Here is an 18608-nt window from a genome sequence, read left to right as displayed (position 1 = left end):
GGGCCGGTGCGGGGCGCGGGGGGTGGGGCCGGGCTTCTTCCGGGGCATCGGCCTTCACGCGCCGGAGGCCAGAGCACCCCTTCTCGGCTGGATCCCGGAGGGCACCGCACGCGCGCGGGCCGGTGTTCCCGTCCAGCAGGTGCCGCGGCGGGCGAGGAGGCGGTGGAGCCAGAGTTCCAGGGAGATCAGATCGGCCAGGCCGTCCAGGGGGAGGGGGTCGCCGACGGCTGCCGCCCGCAGGGCCTCGCGGACGACGCGGGCCTCCACCAGGCCGGCGTCGGCGAGGAGCGGGGTGGCGAACAGGTCCAGCAGGGGGTCGGCCGCCATGCGCAGTCCCGCGCGCGTGGCCGCCGCCGAGGAGGCGTGGGAGGGGGCGCCCCAGCCGGGCGGAAGGTCGGTGACGCCGGCGCCCTCCAGGACCGTACGGAGGATCGCGGAACGGGCGCCCGGCTGGACGCGGAGGGCCTCCGGCAGCGCACGGCAGGCGCGGACCACCTGGTTGTCGAGGAAGGGCGCGTGCAGACGCTGGGAGCGGATCTCGGCGGCCTGTTCCAGGACGCGCAGGTCGGCGGCGCCGCGCGCGAGCGCGGCACGCGCGCGGTGCTCGCCGGGACGCTGGACGCCGGTACCGGAGCGGTCCGCCTCCGCCTGCAGCAGAACCGATACTTCGGCCAGCGCCTCCCCTGTCAGCCAGCGGGCTGCGGGCCCGGGTCTGGCCCAGGTCAGCGCGGCGAGGGACGCGCCGACCGCCCCCTTGGGCTCGTCGAAGCGGCGCCGCATCAGCCGTTCGGCCAGCGTTTCCAGTCCCGCCCGGTAGGGAGTGCGGGCCAGGCGCCGGGCCGCGCCGTACACGCGCGCGGGGACCATCACGGAGCCGTCGGCCTTGGCGAGCGCGGCGACCGGCCGGACCAGATGGCGCCGTTTGCGGTCCATGAGGAGGTCGGCGAGGCGGGCGGGGTGGGCGTCCAGGACCTGACGAGCGCCGTGGCCGGTGAAGTGGTCGGCGCTGCCGGCGGCGAGCCGGGCGCGGTGCCGCGCGGCCGTGACCAGGGAGGGTCCCGGTTCGTCGGTGAGGGGGCCCTCGAGGTCGGCGTACGGCAGGGTCTCCTCGCCGCCGGTGACCACCACGTGGTGCAGGCGGGGGTTCGCGGCTAGGGCCCCCGCGCGTTCCACCTCGGCCTCACGGCCGCCTACGGCCAGGTCGTTGAAGGTGACGGCGAGGAGCCGTTCGCCGGCGCCGGTGCCGTGTCCGAGCAGCGTGCCGGGCCGGCCGGGCAGCCCGGCGGCCAGCAGGGCGAGCGTCCCGGAGGCCGGTCCGCCGGAGAGGTCGGCGCCGATGCCGGGCACGGGCATCCCGCGCCGGGCCCGCCGCTCGGCCGGGCCCATCCCGGGCACCGGCCCGGGATCGAGGTCGGGCACGTGCCGCGGCGCCGACAAGCGCGCGCGTACCGCCTCCACGAGGGCGTCCCGTACGGCGTCCACGGCATGGTCGGGGTCGGCCGTGGGCGCGGCCACGGCGAGGGAGGCGACCGGCTCGTACCCGGCGATCTCGCGTGCTCCGGCGCGCAGCACGAGCGCGTGCCCCGGGGGAACGCGCCGTACGCCCTCGTACGGGGTGGTGTCGCGCAGCGCGGCCGGTACGTCGGGCGCGGCGAGCAGGGCGGCCAGGTGGCCGAAGTCGAGGTTGGCCTCGATGAGGTCGGCGAGGGGCAGGGCGGCGGTGGCGTAGGCCGTGCCGCCGGCCCAGGGAGTGTGGAACACCGGGCGGGCGCCCGCGAGATCGCCGCAGACGGTGATGCGCCGGCCCACCTGGACGACGGCCGTGTAGCTGCCCGGCCAGGTGGTCAGATGGCGCAGTGCACCCCCGCGCGCGGTGAACAGGGCGCGCCGCAGCTCCTCGTCCGAGGCGCCGCAGATGCCGAGGACCGCGATGCGGTTGTCCGCGTCGGCCTTCACCACGCGCACCTCGTCCGGGCGCCAGTCGCCGACCGCCCACAGCGGATCCGGGTCGCCCCACAGGAGCTGGGAGCCGACCGGGTGCACGGTCTCGCCGTCGTATCCGGTGGCGCCCGCGGAGCCGATCCCGGCGGCGCCCGCGGCGGTGCTGCTCCAACCCACCAACCACCGCATCGACGCCTCCACAGGCTGTGGACCACCAGTGCACCGTACGAACCGGTCCCCATGCTGCCATGAAGAACGCGCTGCGGAGGGGCGGCGGCACCGGCTTCGATCGAGGGAAAATCCGGGGAACCACGAGGGCGGCGCAGGAACGACGCAAGGGCAGCGCAAGGGACTTGCGGGAGAAGTCCGAAGGTGGGGCCCGGTGAGCGCGACTCGAATGCGCCCCCTGTACGCTCCCGCAAAACGCCCTTCACGCCCTCAAGTTGCATGGTGGGAGCGGTTGTCAACCGCGATGGGCGGGGGTCGATTTTCGGCCAAATACGCAGAGCGAAGCTGGATTTGAGCACGCTCCGTACAGGCCTGCGGAACACGCGGCGGCGCGGACACGCGCACAGTCCGGGAGGCGGGCATCGCCTCCCGGACCGGTCCGCCACCCGCGGGGATGAAGGTGGCGGTGTCCCCCAGCCCACTGGATCCAGTACAGCGGGCCGACCCACGCAAGAGCCATGGAACCGCTCCCCCGGTGGCCGGAGAAGAGCGCACGGGCGGGCGCACGGCCACACGCGTGGGGGCACGCGGCGACAGGCCGTGCACGGTGCGTACAGGGCCGCGCTTCGGTACGGACCACAATCCCGCCATCCGGAACAATGCCCCTTAACGCTTGGGATGCGGCGAACTACGCTGGGTTTACGAATGCCGCGTGGTTATGCCAGCGCGGCAGCCGTCTGTGTCGAGGGGTGGCGCATGTCCAGGGAGCAACGCGGGCCGAACGAAAAGCTCGGCACCGTTCTCGCCCTCGCGGGAATCAGCAACGCAGGACTCGCGCGACGCGTCAACGATCTTGGCGCTCAACGCGGGTTGACTCTTCGCTACGACAAGACCTCGGTGGCGCGCTGGGTGTCGAAGGGGATGGTGCCGCAGGGCGCGGCGCCGCACCTCATCGCGGCCGCCATCGGGCAGAAGCTCGGCCGCCCGGTGCCGCTCCACGAGATCGGCCTGGCGGACGCGGACCCCGCACCCGAAGTCGGCCTCGCCTTCCCCAGGGACGTGGGGCAGGCGGTGAAGTCGGCGACGGAGCTGTACCGTCTCGACCTCGCCGGGCGCCGGGCCGGCTCCGGCGGCATCTGGCAGTCGCTCGCCGGATCGTTCGCGGTGAGCGCATACGCAACGCCCGCCTCACGATGGCTGATAACCCCCGCCGACAGCTCGGTCGCGCGGGACACGGGCTCCGTCGAGGGCTCCGGCGCACCGATCAAAGTCGGCCACAGCGATGTGCAGAAGCTGCGGGAGGCCGCCGAGGACGCCCGCAGGTGGGACTCCAAGTACGGGGGCGGGGACTGGCGTTCGTCGATGGTGCCGGAGTGCCTGCGGGTGGAGGCGGCACCCCTGCTGCTCGGCTCCTACTCCGACGAGGTGGGCCGCGCGCTGTTCGGGGCCTCCGCCGAACTCACCCGGCTCGCCGGCTGGATGGCCTTCGACACGGGCCAGCAGGAGGCCGCGCAGCGGTACTACATCCAGGCGCTGCGACTCGCGCGCGCGGCGGCGGACGTCCCTCTCGGGGGCTACGTCCTCGCCTCCATGTCGTTGCAGGCCACGTACCGCGGCTTCGGCGACGAGGGGGTCGACCTGGCGCAGGCCGCCCTGGAGCGCAACCGGGGGCTGGCGACGGCGCGGACGATGAGCTTCTTCCGGCTGGTCGAGGCACGGGCCCACGCGCGCGCGGGAGACGCGCAGGCGGCGGGTGCGGCGCTGAAGGCGGCGGAGGGGTGGCTCGAGCGGTCGAGGGAGGGTGACAACGATCCATCCTGGCTTGGTTTTTATGGTTATGACCGCTTTGCCGCTGATGCCGCCGAATGCTACCGGGACCTGAAGGCGCCCCGGCAGGTGCGGCGATTCACCGAGCAGGCCCTGTCGAAGCCGACCGAGGAGTTCGTGCGGTCGCACGGACTGCGGCTGGTCGTCTCGGCCGTCGCCGAGCTGGAGTCGGGGAATCTCGACGCCGCGTGCGAGCAGGGGGTGCGGGCCGTCGAGGTGGCCGGGCGGATCTCGTCGGCCCGGACGACCGAGTACGTGAAGGATCTGCTGCACCGGCTCGAGCCGTACGGGGACGAGCCGAGGGTGGTGGAGCTTCGGGAGAGGGCCCGGCCGCTGCTGATGATGGCTCCCGCCTGAGTGGTGAACGCCCCGTACCTGCCGCGTTTGAAGGCATTGTCAGTGGCGCAGTGCACTATCGAGGTGGGAGGTGGTGCAGGTGCCGGTCGGTGCGTACGACTGTGATGTGCTCGTGGTCGGCGGCGGGATCGTCGGGCTGTCGACGGCGTATGCGATCACGCGGGCCGCGCCGGGTACGCGCGTCACGGTGCTGGAGAAGGAGCCGGGACCGGCCCGGCACCAGACGGGGCGCAACAGCGGGGTGATCCACAGCGGGATCTACTACCGCCCGGGCTCGCTCAAGGCGCGGTACGCGGTGCGGGGCGCGGCCGAGATGGTGAAGTTCTGCGCCGAGTACGGCATCGCGCACGCCGTCACCGGCAAGCTGATCGTCGCCACCGAGCGCGAGGAGCTGCCCCGGCTGCACGCGCTCGTGCAGCGCGGGCGGGAGAACGGGATCCCGGTCCGCGAGCTGGGCCCCGCGCAGATCACCGAGTACGAGCCGGAGGTCCGCGGGCTCGCCGCCATACATGTCGGCACGACGGGCGTGTGCGACTACGTGGCAGTCGCCCGGCAGCTCGCGCAGGCCTCGGGGGCCGAGATCCGGTACGGGGCGCGGGTCGTCCGGGTGGACCGGCGCCCGGAGCGCGGTGTCGCGGTCCTGACCTCGGGCGGGGAGGTCGTCAGGGCGCGCGTGCTGGTGAACTGCGCCGGGCTGTACTGCGACGAGGTCGCGCGGCTGACCGGGGACGAGCCCGGGGTGCGGATCGTGCCGTTCCGCGGGGAGTACTACGAGCTGGCGCGGCCGGAGCTGGTGCGCGGGCTGGTGTATCCGGTGCCGGATCCGGCGTTCCCGTTCCTCGGGGTGCATCTGACCCGGGGTATCGACGGCGGCGTGCACATCGGGCCGAACGCGGTGCCGGCCCTGGCCCGGGAGGGGTACGGCTGGGGGGTCGTACGGCCCCGCGAGCTGGCCGGGACCGTGGCATGGCCGGGGTCGTGGGCGATCGCCCGGCGGCACTGGCGGTACGGAGCGGGTGAGCTGCGGCGCTCGGTGTCCAAGGGGGCGTTCCTGGAGGCCGTGCGCAGGCTGTTGCCCGGGGTGGAGTCCGGGGATCTCGTGCCGGCCCCCGCCGGGGTGCGGGCGCAGGCCGTGCTGCGGGACGGGACGCTGGTGGACGACTTCCTGATCCGGGAGGGCAGCAGGGCCGTGCATGTGCTGAACGCGCCGTCCCCGGCGGCCACGGCTTCGCTGCCGATCGGCAGAGAGATCGGACACCGCGTGCTCGCTCTGCTCGGCTCGACCGGCTGAAATTCCGGTCGGCAGAAAGTCCCATCACCTGGGAGCCGGGGCGACCGAGAGTCCCGTCGGCCGACGGCCAGGGAACAGGACAGCCGAGGAACCCGGCGGGCGGAGGTGTTGTCCAGGGAACCCGGCCGCCGGAGGTGCTGTCCGGGGCGCCGTAAAATCGGTAGCACTGTGTCTGACTTCCTGAACTCCCCCGCAGCCCCCGCCCCGGTCGGCCCCCACGCATCCGGTGTGTCCATCCGGCACACCCGGGCCAAAGGGGAGCCGCGGTTTCCGGACGGGCCCAAGGCCGATCCCGCCGGGTCGCACTTCGAGCGGCGGATCCGGAGTTTCCAGCCGCGGCGCAGCCGGGTGACGGCCGGGCAGGCCGACGCCCTGCAGCGGCTGTGGCCCCTGTGGGGGCTGGACATCGACGGACAGCGGATCATCGACCTCGGCGAGCTGTTCGGCAACGGCAAGCCCGTCGTGCTGGAGATCGGGTTCGGCATGGGCGAGGCCACCGCGCAGATGGCCGCCGGGGACCCGGACACCAACATCCTCGCCGTGGACGTGCACACGCCGGGACAGGGAAACCTGCTGAACCTCGCCGACCAGCGCGGACTGACCAACGTCCGGGTGGGCAACGGGGACGCGATCATCCTGCTCAGGGAGATGCTCGCGCCCGACTCGCTCGACGGGCTGCGCGTGTACTTCCCGGACCCGTGGCCCAAGAAGCGGCACCACAAGCGGCGGCTGATCCAGCCCGAGTTCCTGTCGCTCGCCGCCACCCGGCTGCGGCCCGGCGCGCTCGTGCACTGCGCGACCGACTGGGAGCCGTACGCCGAGCAGATGCTCGAGGTGCTCACCGCGCATCCCGACTTCGAGAACACACAGGCGGACGGCGGTTTCGCGCCCCGTCCCGGGTTCCGGCCGCTGACCCGTTTCGAGGGGCAGGGACTGGACAAGGGACATGTGGTGAACGATCTGCTGTTCCGGCGCGTACCGCACCGGAACGCCTAGTTCACAGCCGGCCCGGTCCCCGGGTCCGGTAATACGCTCCAGCCCCTCGTCCCGCCACCGTTAGGGTCGATGCCGTGGCCACCAGTTCTGCGTATCCGACGTATTCGCTCAGCCCCGGCGGCGATGTCCTCCGCCATCCGCACTGGTGGCAGCGCAGGGCGGTGCGGTACGGGGCACTGATCACGCTGCTGGCGCTGTCCGGGCTGGTCATCCTCGCGTTGGTGCGCAGACAGACCGGCACCGAGGGGTTCCTCGTCGGACTCGGGCTGGCCATGCTGCCCGTGCCCTGGCTCATAGCCGCCTTCCGGTGGCTGGACCGGGTGGCGCCCGGCCCCTGGCGGAACCTGATCTTCGCCTTCGCCTGGGGAGCCTGCGCGGCTGCGCTGATAGCCATCGTCGCCAACAGCTTCGCGACCAAGTGGATAGCCACCGCCACGGCCGATCCGGCCAGTGCCGACACCCTCGGCGCCACCGTGATAGCGCCGATCGTCGAGGAGTCCGCCAAGGCCGCGGCCGTGCTGCTGGTCTTCCTCTTCCGCAGACGGGACTTCACCGGGATCGTGGACGGGATGGTGATAGCCGGGATCACCGCCACCGGGTTCGCATTCACCGAGAACATCCTCTACCTCGGCACGGCCTTCGGGGCCGACCAGCTCAGCGGCGACCGCGGCATCGCCTCCGTCACCGCCGCCACCTTCTTCGTGCGCATCGTGATGTCGCCGTTCGCGCACCCCCTGTTCACCACCATGACCGGCCTCGGCTTCGGCTTCTCCGCGTTCTCCGCGCAGCGGCAGCGCGCGCGCCGGGTGCTGCTGCCGATCTGCGGTCTGCTGCTCGCGATGAGCATGCACTCCTTGTGGAACAGCTCCTCCACCTTCGGCGAGTTCGGGTTCTTCGCCGTCTACGGCTGCTTCATGGTGCCCGTGTTCGGGCTGCTGACCTGGCTGGCGATCTGGACCCGGCAGCGGGAGCTGCGGACCGTGCGCGAGGAACTGCCGGCGTATGTGCTGGCCGGGTGGCTGGGGCCGGCCGAGCCGTTCGCCCTGGCGTCGATGCGGGCACGGCGCGCCGCCCGGGACTACGCCCGGCACCACGGCGGCAAACCGGCGGCGCGCGAGATGGCGCGGTACGACGCGTACGCCACGTCGCTCGCGCTTCTGCGGCGCCGGGGGCGTCAGGGGAAGGCCGGGGCCGACTTCGTCGCAGGGGAGCGCCGGCTCCTGGACGAGCTGTGGAAGCGGAAGGATCTCGCGCGGCCGGCGCTGGAGTACGCGGCGCGGGCGGCCGTGCCCGTACGTGCGGCGTACCGGCCGGTGTACGCGGGGCCGGCGCCGGTGCCCACCGCGTACGGGCCGGGTTACGGGTATCCGGCGGTGCCGTATTCCACGTACAACCCGTATCGGTCGTAGCCCCTCGGGTCGCGGACCTTCAGGTCACGCACCTTCGGGTCACGGACCCTCGGGTCACTGACCTTCGGGTCGCGGACCTTTGGGTCGCGGACCCTCGGGTCGCGTTGGATCCGGCACCGCCGCAGTCCGCCGTCGTGGCTGAGCGCCGTCAGAGCTGCGCGCCGCCGCGGCGGGAAAGAGCCGCCGGCAAAGCGCTGCCGACGAAGAGCCGTCGGCGGAGAGCTAGGCCGACGCGGCCGTCAGCTTCGCGATCTCCTCATCCGTCAGCTTCAGTTCCGCCACCTTCAGCAGTGCCGGGAGCTGTTCGACCGTGCGGGCCGAGGCGATGGGGGCCGTGACCGTGGGCTGGGCCGCGAGCCAGGCCAGGGCGACCGTGGCGACGGGAGCCCCGTGGGCGGCGGCGATCTCGTCCAGGGCCGCGAGGACCTTCTGGCCGCGCTCGGACTCGGCGTGCTTCTGAGCCCCTTCGGCGCGGGCGCTGTCGACCTTCGTGCCGGGGCGGTACTTGCCGGTCAGGAAGCCCGAGGCGAGGGAGAAGTACGGCACCGCGGACAGGTTCTCCTTGGCGGCCAGGTCCTGCAGCGCGCCCTCGTAGGTGTCGCGGGAGACGAGGTTGTAGTGCGGCTGGAGGGCGACGTAGCGGGCGAGGCCCTCGCGGTCGGAGAAGTCCAGGGAGGCCTTGAGGCGCTCGGGGCTGATGTTGGAGGCCGCGATGTGCCGGACCTTGCCCGCCTTCACCAGCTCGTCCAGCGCGCCGATGATCTCCTCGACCGGGACCTCGGGCTTGTCGAAGTGGGTGTAGTAGAGGTCGATGTGGTCAGTGTCCAGGCGGCGCAAGGAGGCGTCTGCGGCGGCCTTGATGTTGGCGGCGGACAGGCCCTGGAACTGCGGGTGCTGGCTGACCTTGGTGGCGATCACGACCTCGGAGCGGTTGCCGCGGGCCTTGACCCACTTGCCGATGATCGTCTCGGACTCGCCGCCCTGGTTGCCCTCGATCCAGGCGGAGTAGGAGTCGGCGGTGTCGATGAAGTTGCCGCCCGCCGCCGCGTAGGCGTCGAGGACGGCGAAGGAGGTCTCCTCGTCGGCGGTCCAGCCGAAGACGTTGCCCCCGAGGGACAGGGGGAAGACCTCGAGGTCGGAAGTGCCGAGTGTGCGCAAGGACGTCATGCCTTGTGTCAACGCCGGCGGTGGATGATCTCATCCCGCCGCCGGCGTTCGTTTCACACGGTTCACCCGGATGCCACGCTCAGGGGTTGAGGCCCTTGCTGCGCAGCCACGGCGCGGGGTCGATGGCGGTGGCCTGGCCGTTCGGGTGCACCTCGAGGTGCAGGTGCGGGCCGGTGACGTTGCCGGTGGCGCCGACCCGGCCGATCACGTCGCCGGTGGAGACCTTCTGGCCGACCGAGACGTTGATCGAGGACTGGTGGCAGAACCACAGCTCGGTGCCGTCGTCCAGGGTGAGGACGGTGCGGTAGCCGTAGGCGCCGGCCCAGCCGGCCTGGGTGACCGTGCCGCCGTGGACGGCCTTGATCAGGGTGCCGGTGGGGGCGGCGAAGTCGAGGCCGGTGTGGTAACCGGAGGACCACATGGCGCCGGGCTGGCCGAAGGTGCCGGTGATCGTGTACGAGACGACGGGCAGCGTGTACTGCTTGGCCAGCTCGGCCAGGCGCTGGTCCTCCTCGGCCTTCTTCGCGTCGGCCTGCGCCTTGTCCTTGGCGGCAGCGGCCTGGGCTGCGGCGTCCTTCTCCGCCTTGGCGGCCGCGTCGGCGGTCTGCTTCTCGGAGGCGGCGATCGCGGCGGCGGTGGCCTTGCTGTCGGCCTTGCTCTGCTGCTGCTCGGCCTGGGCCATGATCCGGTTGCGCAGGGCCTCGCCGGCTCCGCCGCTCTTGCCGCTGTCGGTGCTCACGCCGACGTTGCTGAGCCCGGTGCCGGTGGACTTGGGCGCCTTGGCGGAGCCGCCGTCGAAGAGGTGGCCGACGGAGTCCAGGTCGGGCAGGGATATGGAGACCGGCGGCTTGCCGGTGTGGGCGCTGGCCATGCCGCCCGCGCCGACCGCGGCCATGACACCGACGCCGAGGACGGTGGAGCTGCGGGCGAAGCCGCCGCGCTGCTTGGCGACGCGGTGCCGGCCGCGGACCTGGGCGGTGGAGTCCTCGGTGGGGTTCCACTCCTCCCAGGGACCCTCCTCGGCGCGGTAGGAGCCGTAACCGAAGGTCTCGGGCTCACTCTGCTGGGGAGCGAAGGGGGCTTCTGGGGCAGGCCGGTTGGACGCCACTCGGGCGCACTCCTTTCCTTCCTTCGCCTACCGGGTTAGCTGACGGGTTCGGAGCAGGAAGGTCTCCTACGCGCGTATACCGGGCGTGACTCAGTGAGTTCACGTCGGTGTCCGCGTGATTCACCCCAAGGTGGTGGTTCCCCGGTTCCCTCGCGGGATTCGGCGCGTGCGCACGGAGCCGCCTCTTGTGACGGCTGGGACGACCGCGCTGCGTTATCGAACGTTAATAGACCTGACAGTCACTTTCCAAGCTGTTCGGCTTGATCATTAACGCTTTTCGGCCAGGACTTACCAGCCAGGACCACGGCAAACCGGGCGAGTTGGCCATCGTTCAGGAGCATTGGCGTTTTTGATGGCGTCTCAGATGTTATGCGGAGGGCGGTCGTCCGATCACCCTGAGTGAAGGGGATCGCCGCCGCGGGCGCGGGCGGGCGGATGAAGCGAAGGAAGCGAAGGAAGCGAATGACCCCGTTCGGCGGGGCCCGGAGAAACCGGTGTGCGAGCACTCCCGCGGATGACGTATGCTTGAGACACAACGACGCGGGGTGGAGCAGCTCGGTAGCTCGCTGGGCTCATAACCCAGAGGTCGCAGGTTCAAATCCTGTCCCCGCTACTGAAGGCTCAGGGCCCGGAATCCACTGGATTCCGGGCCCTGAGTGTTATGAGGGGGCTCTCACCCCACCAGATGCCTGTTGGGCTCCTTCGCCTGCGACTCGTACTCCGGCAGGACGACCACCTCGGCACCCGCCTTCACCAGCACGCCGCTCCCGTCGGCCGCATCCACGAACGTGTCCGGCTCGCGCCAGGCCGTGACCACCCGCCGCACCCCCGCCCGGAGGATCAGCTCGGAGCACGGCGCGGGCCGCGAGGCCCGGCGGGCGCAGGGCTCGAGGCTGCTGTACACCGTGGCCCCGGCCAGCCTGGGGTCGGCCGGATCGAGCTTGGCCAGCGCGGCCTCCTCCGCGTGGACCACGGGATCGCCGCCCTCGCGCGAGTGGCCGCGCGCCAGCTCCGTGCCATCGGCGGCGACCACCACCGCGCCGACGCTGAACGCCGTCCCGGAAGGCGGGCACAGCGCGGCCAGCTCGCAGGCGGTGCGCAGCCAGTGGCGGTCGGCGGCGGTGGGGGCGGGACCGGCACCGGGGGCGGTGGGTTCGTAGCGCATGAGGACGACGTCCTCGATCCGGCGGGTTTCGACGAGCCGGAGCCGGCCGCCCTGGTACGCGCCGGGGCCGAACAGGCGGGGGGCGGCCGGGTCGCCGACGAAGAGCGGGGCGAGGACCAGCTGGAGTTCGTCGGCGAGGCCCTGCTGGAGCAGCTGGGTGTGGACCGTGCCGCCACCCTCGACCATCAGGCGCCGCACACCGCGCGCGACGCGGAGGTGCTCGAGGAGTGCCCGCCAGTCGAGGACAGGGCCGAGCGGTACGACATCGGCGGTGTCGCCGAGGAGGCGGGCGGCGCGCTCGGCGCCCCGGTCGGTCGTGTAGACGAGCTTGTCACCGCCGGTGTGCCAGAACTGCGCGGCCGGGTCGAGGTCGCCGGAGGCAGTGACGGTCACCTTCAGCGGGTATTCCGGCCTGCCCTCCTTGACCCGGGCCGCACGGCGCTCGGCGGAGTTGACCAGCAGCCGCGGGTTGTCGGCGCGGATCGTGCCGGCGCCGACGAGGATCGCGTCGGACTCAGCCCGTACCGCGTCGACCCGGTCGAAGTCGGCCGGGCTGGAGAGCAGCAGGCGCTCGGGACCGGTGTCGTCCAGGCAGCCGTCGAGGGAGACGGCGGCGGACAGCAGCACATACGGGTACGACATCGGCGCACTCTTCCTGCGAGGTCACGTCACTCTTGGTTCAAGTTTGAAACAAACCTACACTGGCTGCATGACGACCCGCTGGCTGAGCCCCGAGGAGCAGCGCGCGTGGCGCGCCTTCATGGCCGCGACCCACCTCCTGGAGGACGCGATGGACCGACAGCTCCAGCAGGACGCCGGCATGCCCCACCTGTTCTACTCGGTGCTGGCCAATCTCTCCGAGGCGCCCGACCGGTCGCTGCGCATGACCGATCTCGCCGAGACGCTGAAGATCACGCGCAGCAGGCTGACCTACGCGGTGACCCGCCTCGAGCGGGACGGGCTGGTGCGCCGGGAGAACTGCCGCTGGGACAAGCGCAGCAGCATCGCCGTGCTCACGGACGAGGGGATGGCCGTACTGGAGCGTGCCGCGCCCGGGCACGTCGAGACCGTGCGCGCCACCCTCTTCGACCGGCTCTCGCCCGCGCAGGTGGGGCAGCTCGAGGAGATCTTCACGAGCGTCGCGCGCGGGCTGCAGGGCGACGGCACCGAGTCCGCGGCGGACGACGTGCCCTGGCGCCGCCGTTCCTCGTGCTCGTCGTCCGCGCAGCCTTCACCCTCCGCGCAGCCCTCACGGTCCGCGCCGCCTTCACCCTCCTCACCCCCTCCGCCGCCTGCGTCCTCGTGAGTCACGCCCGAAACCAATTGCTTTAACTTTGAAACATGAGATAGGGTCCCCGTGTACCGCTGCTTCAAATCTGAAGCAACCGTTCTCGGAGGGACCCGCATGCCCGACACCCCCGCCGCCACGCCGCGCGCCCGCGTCCGGGTACCGCTGCGCTTCCACGACGGCTACAGCGTCGACGCCGAACTCGTCACGTTCCACGGCCTGGCCGACGGCCAGGAGCACGTCGCCGTCGTCCTCGGCGAGCCGGCCCCGGGCTCCGTCCCGCTGGTGCGGCTGCACTCCGAGTGCCTCACCGGGGACGTCTTCGGCTCCGCCCGCTGCGACTGCGGTCCCCAGCTGCGCGAGGCGGTCGAGCGCATCGCCGGCCGCGGCGGCGTCCTGCTCTACCTCCGCCAGGAGGGCCGCGGCATCGGCCTCTACAACAAGCTCGACGCGTACGCGCTCCAGGACCAGGGCCTCGACACGTACGAGGCGAACGCCGCGCTCGGCCTGCCGGAGGACGCCCGCGACTACACCGCCGCCGCCCAGATGCTCGCCGCCCTCGGCGTCGGGGAACTGGACCTGCTGTCCAACAACCCCGACAAGGCCGAGCAGTTGCGCGCGCTGGGTGTCGTCGTACGGGACCGGGTGCCGACCGGTGTCTTCACCACCGCCCACAACGTCCGCTACCTGCGGGCGAAGGTCCTCCAGACCCAGCACACCCTGCCGCTGGCCGAGTTGACGGACCTCGCGGAGCGCACCGCGGGCTGACCTCACGGCCGTCGGCGGCCCGGCAGCCGCAGGGCCGGCAGGACCGAGAGGGCCAGCAGGGCCGCCGCCACCGCGTAGGTGAGGCGGAAACCCGCCGGATCCTGGCCCGCCGCGCCGAGCACCACCGAGAGCAGCGCCGTGCCCGTCGACGCCCCGAGCTGGGAGTTGATGCTGAGCGCAGTGCTCGCCGCGGGCATCCGGTCCGTCGGCAGCTCCCGGGTCGCGGTCGTCATCGTCGGCATCAGCACCATCCCGACGCCGGCCCCCATCACCATGGCCGAGGCGACGAACCGCCAGGCCGCGACCCCTGGCACGCCCACCTGCCAGGCCAGCAGCGCCATCCCGAGGGCGGCCAGCGCGATGCCGGCCGGGATCAGCCGGCGCGGCGCCACCTTGTCGACCCGCCGCGCCGCGAACTGCATCGCCGTGCCGACGACGAGCCCGGTCGGGGCGCCCAGCAGCCCGGCCGCGGCCGCGCTCAGGCCCCGCTCCTGCTGCCAGTACAGCGGGCCGAGCAGCATCGCGCCGAAGTAGCCGCAGGTGAACAGGGCGAGCGTGGTGATGCCGGCGGCGAAGGTGCGGTCGCGCAGGAGCCGCAGGTCCAGCAGCGGTTCCCGGACCGTCAGCGCCCGGCGGACGAAGGCGGCCGTCAGGGCGGCGCCGGCGAGGATGGGCAGCAGGGCGGCGAAGGCCGTGAAGTCGCCGCGCTCGCCGCCCCGGGCCAGGCCGTAGAGCAGCAGGGCGAGACCCGGCGAGAGCATCAGCAGTCCGCGGACGTCCAGGCGGGCGTCGGCGCGCGTGCGCGCGTCCGGTACGTCGTGCGGCAGCAGCCGCAGCGCGAGTGCCAGGGCGAGCAGGCCCACCGGCAGGTTCACCAGGAAGATCCAGTGCCAGGACGCGGCGTCGACCAGCCAGCCGCCGAGCACCGGGCCGACGACCGGCCCGACGAGGACGGGCAGCCCGCCCACGGCCATCGCGCGGCCGAGCCGGCGCCGGTCGGCCACCCGCATCACCATCGTCATCCCGACCGGCTGCAGCAGTCCGCCGCCCAGCCCCTGCACCGCGCGGAAGGCGATGAGGCTGCCCGCGTCCCAGGCGCAGGCGGCGAGCAGGGAGCCGAGCGTGAACAGGACGAGCGCGGTCGCGTAGGTGCGCCTGGCCCCGATCCGGGCCATCGCCCAGGCGGCGACCGGGACGACGGCGGCGAGCGCGAGCGTGTACGCGGTGGCGGTCCACTGGATGGTCGCCAGCGGGGCGCCGAAGGACTCCGACAGCGAGCGCATCGCGACGTTCACGATCGTCATGTCGAGCACGGCCATCACCGAGCCGATCACGGTGACGGCGAGCGCGCGCCGCAGGACGGTGGCCCGGACGGCGGGGTCCGGCACCGGGCGGGCCGGCGCCGGGACGGGCACGGTCGTACGCATCTCTCCCGCTCCCGTCAGCCCGTGTAGGGACGCTCGGCGCGCGCGGCCCGCAACGCCCGTCCCCACCAGGCGAGTTGGCCGAGCATGCCCTTGGCGGCGCCCGCGCAGACGTCGGCGTCGCGCGGGGTGCCGTCCGCGGTGAGGCCGGACCAGGGCCCGTGCAGGCTGACCGAGTCGCGCACGGTCATGGCGTGCAGTTCGGCGAAGACCAGCCGGAGTTGCTCGACCGCGCGCAGCCCGCCGCCGAGACCGCCGTACGACACGAAGCCGACCGGCTTGGCCTGCCACTGGGTGTAGTGCCAGTCGATGAAGTTCTTCAGGGACGCCGGGAAGGCGTGGTTGTACTCGGGTGTGACGACGACGAAGGCATCGGCGGCGGCGAGCCGGGGCGAGACCTCCCGCAGGACGGCCGCGGCCCCGGGGCTCGGCTCGCCGCCCCAGCCGGGCAGCACGAGCGGCAGGTCCACCTCGGCGAGGTCGATGACGTCGAGGTCGAGGCCGGGGTCACCGGCGGCGGCCCCGAGGAACCAGTCGGCCACGGCCCGGCCCTGCCGCCCTTCCCGGACACTGCCGACGACGACGGCGACACGCAGCGGCGTTTCTTGGGTCTCGTTGCCGGTGACGGCTTCCTTGCTGGTGACAGACACAGGTGTCCCCCATCCTCTGGCGGTCGGCCGCCCGGTGCGGCCTCCCGCACGGCAAAGTACAACGCTCGTTGTAGAAATTACAACACACGTTGTAAGTCGGCTAGAGTGGCCGGACAGGAGAGGAGGCGGTGTGAGCGAGACGAACGAGACCCGGCTGGAGCGGGCCCGGCGCGAGGTCTCACCGCGCAAGCTGGAGAAACAGATCGCCATCGCGAGCGCGTCCTGCACGGTCTTCGGCCGCGAGGGCTACGCGCGCGCCTCGGTCGACGCGCTCGCCGCCGAGGCCGGCGTCTCCACGCGCACGCTCTACAACCACTTCCCCGGCGGCAAGGCGCAGCTCTTCCAGACGGTGGTGACCTGGACGTCCGGCGAGGTCCGCGACGCCCAACTGGCCCGGCTGCGCGAGGTGCTGGACCCGCAGCGGCCGCCGCACCCCGAGGACCTGGAACGCGATCTGGTGGCCCTGGCCCGTGCGTTCGTCGGCCTCATGAGCGACTACCCGAACCACTTCGCCCTCGTCCGGCACATCCACGCCGAGGCCGACCATGTGCCGCCGGAGGTCCTCAAGGCCTGGCACGAGGCGGGCCCGGCGCCGGTCGGCCGGGCCGTCGCCGAGGCCATGGCACATCTCGCGGACGCCGGACTGCTCGATGCGCACGGCGATCCGGCCATGACCGCCGCCCACTTCACGGCCCTGACCTCGCACACGATCGTCCAGTCCACCCACTACGGCGTCCTGCCCCTGCCGCCGGCACAGACGGACCGCCTGGTCAGGGGCGGGGTCGCGGCGTTCCTGCGGGCCTACGGACGGACGGGCGCCGGCCCCATCGGCTGAACATCAGCCCACCGCGCGCCGCCGCCCGCCGCCGTCCGCCGGCGCACGACCGGCCCGTGTCCCCCGGTCAGCCCAATCCCCGCTATATTCACGGAATGTAATTTCCCGCTCACTCGGTTTTTCGCTCATTGATATATCTGACCTGACGGCGCCACTTTCCGGTTACAGAAACACCCGAATGCCCGACACCCCCGGCTCCCGAGGGACTCGTTAGGCGGTCGTGACACGCACCGAAAGGCACACAGCCAGGGATCTTCACACAACCATCACATACCGGATGGAGCGCAACGAAGGCGAGGTGTTCATCGACGGCTGTTCGGATCTTCTCGATGATTTTCTGAGAAAGATCAGCCAGTTGGAGAACGAGTACCTGCGGGCGATGGTGGGGCTGTAGGACTTATCCGATGGACAGCATTCACAATGAAGACATCTTCGGTGCCTCCGAGTTCAGCACGCTCGAGATACAGTGGGATCCGGCTGAGGAGCTGGCCCAGATGCTCTCCACCGCCGCCGCCGCGCATCCCGATCCGGGCCCGCCGCACGGACGGTCCAGTCATCGCAGGAACCGGCGACGGCACCATGCGGAATCCCGCTGGACGCGCGACAACCAGCGAGGCGCGCACGTCACGATCCTGATCGCGACCATTTCGGTGTGCGCGGTCTGTATGTTGGGCTGGTCATTTTCCTATTCTTATGCCCAGCTCCGCGCCACCGCGTCCTCCGTATTGCCGATGAGATTGGCACAGTGGTGGCCGCTGACGGTGTACGGACCGTGGCTCGTGGCAGCCCTGTCCATTCTGCGGGCCACCGTGCAGAGCAGGAGCGCGCGAAGATCCTGGTGTGTTCTGCTGGGCGCCTCGGCGATGGCGGTCGCCCTGTGCGTCAGCCACTCATCACATTCACTGCTTTCCCTGGTCATCTTCGGAATTCCGCCGATCACCGCGCTGGTGTGCTTCTGGGAGATCGTCGGCCAGGTCTCGTCCAAGGTGGTCAGGCCCCGGCACGCCGCACAGGACCGGCGAGGCCCCACCAAGCCGCAAGGCACGTACGACGCCCTGTGAGGCGTCGGGTCCCCGTGCCTGTGCCCGTGCCGGTCCCGGTCCCGGTGCCGTAGCCGGAACCGCACGGCGAGAACGAAGCGGCGCCCGAGCCGGCCGAAGCCGGCCCGGGCGCCGCACAGTTGGTCCTGTGCCGGACGGACCGCTCACGCATCACTCACGCATGGGTCTGCTTGGACTCAGCGGGTGCTCTTGGCCGCCTCGATGATCAGGCCGGCCACCGCGCCGGGCTGGGAGATGGACACCGCTTGGGACGCTTCGACGCGTACGACGTGCGATCCGGCGCGCTCGGCCATGAACTCCCGGGCCTGGGCGGGGATGGCGTTGTCCTGGGTGGCGACCACGGCCCACGTGGGCAGGGTGCGCCAGGCCGGGGTGCCGGACAGCTCGGCCGTCAGGGCCTGCACGCGCACCGGGCGCTGGGTGACCGCGAGGACGTCTGTGGTCTCCGCGGGCAGGTCACCGGCGATGACGTCCTGGTAGTGCTCCGGCAGGATCCGCAGCTCCGGCTCGCCCTCGTGCTCGATGGCGATGGTGGTGTCCGGGCCCATCTTGGCGCCGGGGAAGCGGGAGGCGTTCTCCAGGGCGCTCTCGCCCTCGTCGGGCTGGAAGGCGGCCACGTAGACCAGGGCCTCGACGTTCGACGCCTCGCGGGCCGCGCGGGTGATGACCGCGCCGGCGTAGGAGTGGCCGACCAGGACGACCGGGCCGTCCACGGCCTTGGTGACGGTGGCGACGTACTGCGCGTCGGACTCCAGGCCGCGCAGCGGGTTCGCCGCGGCGACCGGCGACGCGACCCTCGAAGACGGCTTCCGCGGCTGCCAGTTCCTCAACGCCGCCGAATACCCCGACCCCACCCACCCGGTACGCGCGGTCATCGACGACCAGCGCACCTGGCTGTTCGGCGTGCTGCGCGACCTGTCGGCCGCCATGGGCCACCCCGACCCCGACCACGCCGCCCGCGTGCTCGTCCTGCTGCACGACGGCGCGTTCCAGGCCGCGGAACTCGACGACGCCAAGGCCGTCCGCGAAACGCTGCGCCGCGCCGTCGACGAGGTGTTCCCCGCCCGGCCGGCCCGAGGGCGGGCTCCGGCGCGGAAGCAACCATGCTGCTGGGTGACTTCTGGGCTCGCCCTGTACGGCGTGCCGCCGGTGC

The 18608-nt window shown here is 72.1% G+C and carries 15 protein-coding genes, 1 tRNA gene and 1 riboswitch; of the genes, 9 read left to right on the top strand and 7 right to left on the bottom strand.

What is annotated here, in order from left to right:
* Positions 1 to 54: 54 nt before the first annotated feature.
* Complete coding sequence (locus A6P39_RS22705) at positions 55 to 2130, bottom strand: asparagine synthase-related protein (RefSeq protein ID WP_067038983.1); 2076 nt, start codon at positions 2128 to 2130, stop codon at positions 55 to 57.
* Positions 2131 to 2865: 735 nt separating this feature from the next.
* Here A6P39_RS22705 and A6P39_RS22700 point away from each other — a divergent pair.
* From A6P39_RS22700 to A6P39_RS22685, 4 genes are all read left to right on the top strand, one after another.
* On the top strand, positions 2866 to 4293 hold the full coding sequence (locus A6P39_RS22700; RefSeq protein ID WP_067038984.1) for an MFS transporter: 1428 nt from the start codon (positions 2866 to 2868) through the stop codon (positions 4291 to 4293).
* Between the two features lie 70 nt (positions 4294 to 4363).
* Entirely contained in the window at positions 4364 to 5584 is a 1221-nt protein-coding gene (gene lhgO / locus A6P39_RS22695; RefSeq protein WP_067038985.1) for an L-2-hydroxyglutarate oxidase, read from the top strand.
* A gap of 168 nt (positions 5585 to 5752) precedes the next feature.
* Complete coding sequence (gene trmB / locus A6P39_RS22690) at positions 5753 to 6580, top strand: tRNA (guanosine(46)-N7)-methyltransferase TrmB (RefSeq protein WP_199840645.1); 828 nt, start codon at positions 5753 to 5755, stop codon at positions 6578 to 6580.
* Positions 6581 to 6654: 74 nt separating this feature from the next.
* Positions 6655 to 7989 (top strand): PrsW family intramembrane metalloprotease, encoded by a 1335-nt coding sequence (locus A6P39_RS22685; protein ID WP_067038986.1) that lies wholly within the window; start codon positions 6655 to 6657, stop codon positions 7987 to 7989.
* Positions 7990 to 8211: 222 nt separating this feature from the next.
* Here the strand turns inward: A6P39_RS22685 and A6P39_RS22680 are convergent, their stop codons facing one another.
* Both A6P39_RS22680 and A6P39_RS22675 read right to left on the bottom strand, forming a co-directional pair.
* On the bottom strand, positions 8212 to 9156 hold the full coding sequence (locus tag A6P39_RS22680; RefSeq protein WP_067038987.1) for an aldo/keto reductase: 945 nt from the start codon (positions 9154 to 9156) through the stop codon (positions 8212 to 8214).
* Positions 9157 to 9235: 79 nt separating this feature from the next.
* Positions 9236 to 10264, bottom strand: a complete 1029-nt coding sequence (locus A6P39_RS22675; protein WP_067038988.1) for a M23 family metallopeptidase — start codon at positions 10262 to 10264, stop codon at positions 9236 to 9238.
* A 9-nt stretch (positions 10265 to 10273) separates the two neighbouring features.
* Positions 10274 to 10439, bottom strand: a riboswitch (cyclic di-AMP (ydaO/yuaA leader).
* A 364-nt stretch (positions 10440 to 10803) separates the two neighbouring features.
* Here A6P39_RS22675 and A6P39_RS22670 point away from each other — a divergent pair.
* Positions 10804 to 10877 (top strand) — tRNA-Met (locus tag A6P39_RS22670).
* 60 nt (positions 10878 to 10937) lie between these two features.
* Here the strand turns inward: A6P39_RS22670 and A6P39_RS22665 are convergent.
* Positions 10938 to 12071: a dihydrofolate reductase family protein gene (locus A6P39_RS22665; RefSeq protein WP_067038989.1), complete on the bottom strand. Its 1134-nt coding sequence runs from the start codon at positions 12069 to 12071 to the stop codon at positions 10938 to 10940.
* 67 nt (positions 12072 to 12138) lie between these two features.
* Between A6P39_RS22665 and A6P39_RS22660 the strand changes: the two genes are divergently transcribed.
* Together A6P39_RS22660 and A6P39_RS22655 are read left to right on the top strand one after the other, a co-directional pair.
* Positions 12139 to 12735: a MarR family transcriptional regulator gene (locus tag A6P39_RS22660; protein ID WP_079133064.1), complete on the top strand. Its 597-nt coding sequence runs from the start codon at positions 12139 to 12141 to the stop codon at positions 12733 to 12735.
* Between the two features lie 99 nt (positions 12736 to 12834).
* Positions 12835 to 13485, top strand: a complete 651-nt coding sequence (locus A6P39_RS22655) for a GTP cyclohydrolase II (RefSeq protein WP_067038990.1) — start codon at positions 12835 to 12837, stop codon at positions 13483 to 13485.
* A 2-nt stretch (positions 13486 to 13487) separates the two neighbouring features.
* On the opposite strand, the gene A6P39_RS22650 is transcribed toward A6P39_RS22655, so the two are convergent.
* Entirely contained in the window at positions 13488 to 14912 is a 1425-nt protein-coding gene (locus A6P39_RS22650) for a DHA2 family efflux MFS transporter permease subunit (protein ID WP_275883891.1), read from the bottom strand.
* 14 nt (positions 14913 to 14926) lie between these two features.
* Positions 14927 to 15559, bottom strand: coding sequence for an NADPH-dependent FMN reductase (locus A6P39_RS22645; RefSeq protein ID WP_199841044.1), 633 nt, complete (start codon positions 15557 to 15559; stop codon positions 14927 to 14929).
* Between the two features lie 130 nt (positions 15560 to 15689).
* Here A6P39_RS22645 and A6P39_RS22640 point away from each other — a divergent pair, with 130 nt between their 5' ends.
* Entirely contained in the window at positions 15690 to 16394 is a 705-nt protein-coding gene (locus tag A6P39_RS22640; protein WP_067056190.1) for a TetR/AcrR family transcriptional regulator, read from the top strand.
* Between the two features lie 404 nt (positions 16395 to 16798).
* Entirely contained in the window at positions 16799 to 17455 is a 657-nt protein-coding gene (locus A6P39_RS22635; RefSeq protein ID WP_067056192.1) for a DUF2637 domain-containing protein, read from the top strand.
* Positions 17456 to 17631: 176 nt separating this feature from the next.
* Here A6P39_RS22635 and A6P39_RS22630 read toward each other — a convergent pair whose 3' ends face one another.
* A complete protein-coding gene (locus A6P39_RS22630; RefSeq protein ID WP_067056195.1) occupies positions 17632 to 18384 on the bottom strand; it encodes an alpha/beta hydrolase in 753 nt (250 codons plus the stop codon).
* Between the last annotated feature and the right edge of the window lie 224 nt (positions 18385 to 18608).

The sequence above is a fragment of the Streptomyces sp. FXJ1.172 genome, assembly GCF_001636945.3.
GTDB lineage: Bacteria > Actinomycetota > Actinomycetes > Streptomycetales > Streptomycetaceae > Streptomyces.
This window is presented reverse-complemented; position numbering and strand designations above follow the sequence as displayed.